This window comes from Actinophytocola sp., from assembly GCF_045807065.1.
Taxonomy (GTDB): Bacteria; Actinomycetota; Actinomycetes; order Mycobacteriales; family Pseudonocardiaceae; genus Actinophytocola.
This window is the reverse complement of sequence record NZ_JBJMIE010000028.1, coordinates 1-7,112: the sequence shown is the minus strand read 5'-3', so window position 1 is coordinate 7,112 and position 7,112 is coordinate 1. Positions and strand designations below refer to the sequence as shown.

The following is a 7,112-nucleotide window of genomic DNA, read 5'->3' as shown; positions in this document are numbered from 1 at the left end:
TCGCCCACCCGGTCCTGCTGTTCGAGGCGGTCGTCACCGGCTTCGCCGCCCCGGACAGCCGAACGGCACGGCTCGCGGCGCTGCCGCTGCTGGCCATGCTGATCCTGTCCGACACCATCGACGAGGAGATGCTCCTCGACCGCATCGGCATCGTGTTCTTCGAGACAGGTCAGAGCGACGCCCCCGCACCGAGCGATACGGTGCGGAGGGTGGTCGCGGACCTGCTGGCGGACATGCGCACGGCGGCCCTGGTGACGGGCGACCACCTCACCGACTTCGGCCGGCGCGTGGCACTGACCGGCGTCCGCGCGCGGGCCATGCAAAGCACGGACGACTGACCACGGGAGGAAGGTGACGCGTGGGCGGCGCTGTGATCTCCAGCACGCACGACGCGTCCGCCACGGGCATCGGTGGCGCGGAGTCACGGCACGGCTCGCGGAGGGATCATGGGGCAGGGCGTCCGGTGCCCTGGAGCGAGGGTGGCGTGGATCGGTGGGCGGCGCTGGTTGTCGGCATGCGGGGCGCGTCCGGGTTCGCGTCGGGTGTCGGTGGGGAGTTGTGAGCATGGCTCGCGGAGTGGAATACGGGGCAGGGCGTCCGGTCCCGGTGGCCTGGAGCGAGTGCGAGGGGTGGCGTGGATCGGTGGGCGCGCTGGTTGCCGGGATGCGGGGCGCGTCCGGCTTCGCGTCAGGTGTTGGTGGGGAGCCACGGGCATGGCTCGCGGAGCCGATCATGGGGCAGGGCGTCCGGTGTCCCGGTGCCCGCGAGCGAGCGAGGATGGCGTGGATCCGTTGGCTGCGCTGATTGCCGGGATTCGGGGCGCGTTCAGGTTCGCGTCGGGTGTTGGTGCGGAGTCACGGGCATGGCTCGCGGAGTGGATCACGGGGCAGCGCGTCCGGTCCCGGTGGCCTGGAGCGGGTGCGAGGGGGGCATGGATCGTTGGGGGCGCGCTGGTTGCCGGGATGCGGGGCGCGGCCGGGGTCGCGGCCGGTGTTGGTGGGGAGTCGTGAGCGTGGCTCGCGGAGTGGATCATCGAGTAGGGCGCCGGGGTCCGCGGCGTTCCGGAGCTAGCGAGGGAATGGCGTGAACCCGTCCACGGCGCAGGCCACGGTCATCGTCGACGAGCTGATTCGCAACGACGTCCGGCATGTGGTCGTCTGTCCCGGTTCCCGCAACGCCGCGCTCGCGATGGCCGTTCATCAGGCCGCGCAGGACGGGCGCCTGACCCTGCACGTCCGCATCGACGAGCGCTCTGCCGGCTTCCTGGCGCTGGGGCTGTCCAAGGCGAGCGGGCGGCCGGCGGCGGTGGCGTGCACGTCCGGCACCGCCGCCGCGAACCTCCACCCCGCGGTGCTCGAGGCGTTCCACTCCGGTGTCGGCCTGCTGGTGATCACCGCCGACCGGCCGCCGGAGTTGCACGGCACGGGCGCCAACCAGACCATCGACCAGCGCGGCCTGTTCGGCTCGGCCGCCGTGGCCGTGGAGTTCCCGGTCGCCGAGCGGCGGGAGGGCCAGAACCAGGTGTGGCGCGGCCTGGTCTGCCGCGCCGTGGCACAGGCGGAGGCCGGCCGGCCGGTGCAGGTCAACGTCCCGTTCCGGGAGCCGCTGGTGCCGACGTTCGAACCCCGCTGGCCCGAACCACTCGACGGTCGCTCCGGCGGCGACCGCTGGACCACCTCCGCCGCCCCCGTCAGCATGGCCGGCAGCCGCGTCGACTTCCCGTTGCCCGCACGGACTCTGATGGTCTTCGGCAGCGGTCGCGAGGACCGGGCGCGGGCCGCCGCGACGGTGGCCGCCAGCGCCGGCTGGCCCGCGATCGCCGAACCGACCAGCCAGGCGGCCGCGTTGTCGGGTGGTGCCGACGTCCTGCGGTGCGGCGCGTTGTTGCTCGCGGCAGGCGAACTCCCGGAACCGATGCGTCCGGAAGCGGTCGTCGTGGTGGGCAGGCCGACGCTGTCACGCGGCGTGCGTGGCCTCATGGGCCGCGCACCCGTCTACGGCATCGGTGACCATCCACAGTGGACCGACCCGCAGTACGTGGCGACCCACGTCCGGGGCTGGCTGGACCTGGACGACATGGCCCGCGTGGACGGCGTCGACCCGGAGTGGCTGCCGACGTGGCGGCACGCGGACGCGGTCGCCGTCACCGGCATCGAGAAGTTGCTGGGCGAGCAGGAATGGCCGACGGGCCTGCGGTTGGCGATCGACGTCATGGAGTCGCTGCCGTCGGGCGCGGCGCTGTTCCTGGGCTCGTCCAACCCGGTGCGCGATGTCGACCTGGTGGCGGACCCCCGCTCGGACGTGACGGTCCACGCCAACCGCGGCGTGGCGGGAATCGACGGAAACGTGTCGACGGCGGCCGGTATGGCACTCGCGAGTGAGGCGCCGGCTTACGCGCTGATCGGCGATCTCACATTGTTGCACGATCTCAACGGATTGTTGATCGGCCCACTCGAACGCCGCCCGAATTTGACACTCATAGTTCACAATGATGACGGCGGCGGCATATTCACGTTGTTGGAGCAAGGCGCCGCGGAGCACAAGAACAGTTTCGAGCGCGTCTTCGGCACTCCGCACGGCGCGGATATCGAGGCGCTGTGCCGTGGTTACCACGTGGATTATGTGCATGCCGGATCCGGTGCCGAACTCCGGGCCGCGCTGAAACCGGCGCGGGGCCTGCGCGTGGTGGAGGTCCGGTCCGACCGGAGGTTGCTGCGGGACCTGCACGCCCGCCTGCGTGCCACGGTGGCGGAGGCGGCACTGCGCTAGATGCTGGACATACGCCGCGTCAGTACATCCGTGAGCCGTAGATGCCCACGCGGGCGGCGCGGTCGTCCTGGTAGCGAAGGCTCTCGTAGAGGTTGACGGCGTCGTGGAACTGCCGACACAGATTGTCGAACTGTCGCACGGGGAATTCGTCCAGATCCGCCCTGTCGAGGTGGTCGGGCGGGGCGATGGCGATGGTCATCGTCCAGTTGGCATATGCTCCGCGGAAGTGCCACGTGTTCTGCATGCGCGAAGCATGGATCGAATCCGCAGAGGCAATCAAGTTCCAATCGGGTGAACCGAGTTTCTTGCCAATGCAGCAACAAGCCATTGTGGGCACATGCGAGACAACAATCATGCTTCTGTGCGTCAGCGGCGGGTTTCCGCGGAACTGCGAGCCCTGCGCCAGGCGAAGGGTTTGACGTGCCAGCAGGTGGCCGATGCGTTGGACTGGTCGGTCAGCAAGGTGAGCCGCATGGAGACGGGCATCAGGGGCCTCTACCCCGATGATGTGGCCGCCATGCTCGGCTACCTGGAGGCCCCCTCCAAGCTGAGGGACGAGTTGCTGGTCCTGGTCCGCGAGGGCGACAAACCCAACTGGCTCCAGATCGGGCGGGGTCTCCCCTCCGACTTGAAGAACCTCATCCAAATAGAGAACGAGGCAAGCGCTCTCTACAACTACGAGCCATACCTCGTGCCGGGGCTGCTCCAGACCGGTGACTACGCGACTGCGGTGATGAGGGCCTGCAATCTCCAACTCGCCGAGGGGGCAGCCGATCAGATGGTGCGGACCCGCATGGGCAGGCAGGCGTTGCTGAGCCGGCCCAACGGCCCCACCCTGGATGCCATCATCGATGAGATGGTGCTCCGGCGCCCGATCGGCGAGCCGGGGGTGATGCATGGCCAGCTCCAACATCTCCTGAACATGGCCAATCGGGCACGGATCAACATCCGCGTGGTGCCCTTCGCGGTAGGTGCGCATCCTGGGTTGGAGGGACCATTCATGATCATGGGATTTGATGCCCAGCCGACCCTTGTGTGGCAGGAGATGCGAGGTGCGGGCGGGTTTTTGGAGGAGGGGCGGCACGTGGCTCGCGCTAAGCTGGATTGGCGAGAGCTTGGTTCCAAGGCTCTTTCGCCGGAGGAATCGGCACGCTTCATTGCCGAGATCGCCGGCGAGATGCCGATTCACTAGGAGTGCCAATGAACGCCCTGGACCTGTCCCAAGCCGAGTGGCGCAAGAGCAGTCGCAGCAGCAGTGCGCCGAACTGTGTTGAGGTGGCGTGGGTGTGGCGCAAGAGTAGCCGCAGCACCAGTGCCGCGAACTGCGTTGAGGTTGCCTCCGGTGGGGCGGTCACCGCCGTTCGGGACTCCAAGAACACCTCCGGGCCGATCCTCACCTTCCCTGTCTCCTCGTGGGCGGCGTTCCTGAGTGCTGAGGGTTAACCGCATCGGGTTCGGGGCCATGCGGTTGCCACAGACCGGGGCCGCGCTCGAACCAGGCAGTCCGCCGCGGGACCGCGCGCAGGCCATCGCCGTCCTGCGGAGGGCGGTCGAACTCGGGGTCAACCACATCGACACCGCCGCGTTCTACTTCTCGTCGCTGCGGTCGGCGAACGAGCTGATCAACTCCGCGCTCGCGCCCTACCCCGACGACCTGGTCATCGCCACGAAGGTCGGGCCGGCGCGCGACCCGTCCGGCGAGTGGGTGCGGCGACCCGTGACCCCTGCCCAACTCCGCGGTCAGGTCGAGGAGAACCTCCGCCAGCTGGGCCGTGACCACCTCGACCTGGTGTACCTGCGCATGACGGACAGCACGTCCGACGTCGCCGACCGGTTCGCCGTCCTGGCCGAACTGCGTGAGGCCGGGCTGATCCGGCACCTGGGCATCTCGGCGGTCAGGCCGGCGCGGCTCGCCGCGGCTCAGGCGGTCGCCCCGGTCACCGCCGTGCAGAACGCGTACGGGCTCGGCTTCCGGCCGAGCGAGGACGAGATGATCCGGCTGTGCGCCGAGCAGGGCATCGCGTACGTCCCGTACTTCTCGATCGCCACCACCAACCGGGAGGCCGGCGGCTCCAGCGACCCGGCGGAGGTCCAGGCCGTCGCGAAGGCCCACGACGCCACGCCGTCCCAGGTGAGGCTGGCATGGACGCTTGCCCGCGGCGCGCACGTCCTCGTCATCCCCGGCACCGGCGACCCGGAACACCTGGCGCAGAACATGGCCGCGGCCGGCCTGCGGCTCTCCGCCGAGGAACTCGCCGGCCTCGACGCGCTCCACCAGCGAGCGGACGGATAGAAAACAGGCCCCGCACCTCGTCGTGCGGGGCCCGTCTCCGTCAGCGGAACTACTTCTTGCCTACCTTGATCTTCATGGACGTGCCGTTCTCCGACAGCACGCGGATGGTCGTCCCGGTGGCTGGGAGGACGACGCCCGCGTTGGGCTGCTCGGCGTACCAGAACTTCTTGGTGTCGTCGAACAGCGGCACCGCCGCCTGGCCGCGGATGTAGCTCGGCTTGCCGTTCACGTGCAGGGTGAACGAGTCCGCCTTCTCCAGCGAGAACGGGGCGTCATAGCCCGCGATCCGTTCGCGCCACGGCTGGCCCTCCAGGTTGTAGATCGGCGCGGGGTGCGCGTCGATCGGGAGGATCAGGCCGCCGCCCTGGTGCTGGCTGGTGTTGTTGTCCGTGAAGGACGTGTCCCAGTACCAGACGCCGAGGCCGGTCTCGTACGGGAAGTGCTCCACCCAGTCGGGGTTCGCCGGGTCGACCACGCTGTACGGGCCGGTCTTCATGTACTTGTCGTAGGACTCGTACGTGCGGTGCGACGCGATGTAGAAGTTGTCGAACAGTTCCGTCTCGACCTGCCGCACGGCGCGGAAACCGTCCAGGGTCCAGCCGTTCGCGTCGGACTCGGCGCCGTCGGTGAGCACCTGCTGGCCATCCGCGGTGATCGAGATCTCGTCGGCGAAGAAGCCGTCCTTGGCCACCGCGCCGTCTGTCTTGTAGTGGAACCGCAGCTGTGCGGTCTTGCCGGCCAGCGAGTCGAGCGGCACGTGCGTGTCCAGCCACTGGCCGTCGGACGAGCCGGTCAGCGCCGGCTGCTGGTCGCCGTCCCGGGGGAACGGCTGGCCGCCCACGGTGCCGTCGAGCGGCTGCCAGGTCGCGCCGCCGTCGATGGAGGCCTGGACGTACAGGTAGTCGAAGTCCTGCTCGATGTCGTAGCGGGACTTGAGGTCCAGGGCGGCGCTCGTCTTGCCGGTCAGGTCGACCGTGCGGGTCATCGTGGTGTCGATGTCGTCGCCCTTGCTGCTCCACCACTGGCGCTCACCCGCGGCGGGCGCGCCGTACTGGAACTGCACCGACTTGTCGGGCAGCACCACCACGACACCCTGCGGTTTGTTCGAGTTGTACTCGTGGGGACCGAGGTCGAGGGTCTTGGTCTGGCCCGCGACGACCACCTCGTAGTCCAGCCAGCCGAGCTGCAGCTTCGACCACGGGTCCATGTCGTTGACCCGCGAGCCGAGGACTTCGCCCGGGCCGGACACGCGCTGCTGCGCCATCAGCGACCACCAGTTGACGTGGTTGTTGCCGCCGCTGCCGGAGAAGTCGTACAGGTCCGGCAGGCCCAGGTCGTGGCCGTACTCGTGGGAGAACACGCCGATGCTGCCGTTCTCCGGCTGCATCGTGTAGTCGCCGACCCAGATGCCGGTGTCGCCGATCTGGGCACCGCCCTGCAGGTTGCCGTTCGGGCCGGAGGTGGTGTTCGAGAAGGCGAAGCTGCGGTGGCTCCACACCGCGTCCTCACCCTGGATCGGGTCGCCGTCGGCCTGGTCACCGCCCGCGTGGACGATCTGGAAGTGGTCGATGTAGCCGTCCGGCTCGTTGAAGTTCCCGTCGCCGTCGTAGTCGGTGCGGTCCCAGACGTCGTACTCCGCCAGCTGGGCCTTGACCGCCGCGGCCGGGCGACCGGCGGCGAGCTGGTCGTTGTACCACTGGTTCACGCCGTCGGCGACGAGCGCGTAGGAGTTGGCGCAGATGTTGTCGGCGCACGGGAAGCCGTTGGAGCGGCCGTAGCGCGCCTCGTTGTAGCGGACCTTCACCCAGTCGGTGACGAAGCCGTTCACCGTGTACCGGCCGGAGGACTGCTTGTCGTAGTAGTTCGCGACCGAGTCCACCCCCGGGTCGGTCGAGAAGTACAGGTCCTGGAAGTGCTGCCGGTTGTAGTCCGGCTGCCAGATGGTGGAGTTGTCCCTGGTGCGGTCCGGCGCCGGGATCTGGTTGTGCAGTGGGCCGTCGAACCTGGTCGGGCCGGGGGTGTTCGGGTCGGTGTCCTGGTCGGGGTAGCT

General features: G+C 69.0%; 7 protein-coding genes. 5 read left to right on the top strand and 2 right to left on the bottom strand.

The window, feature by feature from the left end; genetic code table 11:
- Positions 1-338, top strand: a 338-nt coding sequence (locus tag ACJ73U_RS01575; RefSeq protein ID WP_407775669.1) for a hypothetical protein, incomplete at its 5' end; no start/stop codon positions are given.
- Between the two features lie 745 nt (positions 339-1,083).
- Positions 1,084-2,769: a 2-succinyl-5-enolpyruvyl-6-hydroxy-3-cyclohexene-1-carboxylic-acid synthase gene (menD, locus tag ACJ73U_RS01570; RefSeq protein WP_407775668.1), complete on the top strand. Its 1,686-nt coding sequence runs from the start codon at positions 1,084-1,086 to the stop codon at positions 2,767-2,769.
- A 19-nt stretch (positions 2,770-2,788) separates the two neighbouring features.
- Here the strand turns inward: menD and ACJ73U_RS01565 are convergent, their stop codons facing one another.
- A complete protein-coding gene (locus ACJ73U_RS01565) occupies positions 2,789-3,013 on the bottom strand; it encodes a hypothetical protein (RefSeq protein ID WP_407775667.1) in 225 nt (74 codons plus the stop codon).
- Positions 3,014-3,106: 93 nt separating this feature from the next.
- On the opposite strand from ACJ73U_RS01565, the gene ACJ73U_RS01560 reads away from it, so the two are divergent.
- The 3 genes from ACJ73U_RS01560 to ACJ73U_RS01550 are packed head-to-tail and all read left to right on the top strand — an operon-like array spanning position 3,107 to position 5,062.
- On the top strand, positions 3,107-3,961 hold the full coding sequence (locus ACJ73U_RS01560; protein ID WP_407775666.1) for a helix-turn-helix domain-containing protein: 855 nt from the start codon (positions 3,107-3,109) through the stop codon (positions 3,959-3,961).
- A gap of 8 nt (positions 3,962-3,969) precedes the next feature.
- Positions 3,970-4,212, top strand: coding sequence for a DUF397 domain-containing protein (locus ACJ73U_RS01555; RefSeq protein WP_407775665.1), 243 nt, complete (start codon positions 3,970-3,972; stop codon positions 4,210-4,212).
- The gene (locus ACJ73U_RS01550) at positions 4,199-5,062 is read left to right on the top strand and encodes an aldo/keto reductase (protein WP_407775664.1); all 864 of its coding nucleotides are present in this window, start codon (positions 4,199-4,201) and stop codon (positions 5,060-5,062) included. The genes ACJ73U_RS01555 and ACJ73U_RS01550 overlap by 14 nt, the downstream gene beginning before the upstream one ends.
- Positions 5,063-5,111: 49 nt before the next feature.
- Here ACJ73U_RS01550 and ACJ73U_RS01545 read toward each other — a convergent pair.
- Positions 5,112-7,112: immune inhibitor A domain-containing protein (locus ACJ73U_RS01545; protein ID WP_407775663.1), on the bottom strand; the 2,001-nt coding region annotated here is incomplete at its 5' end.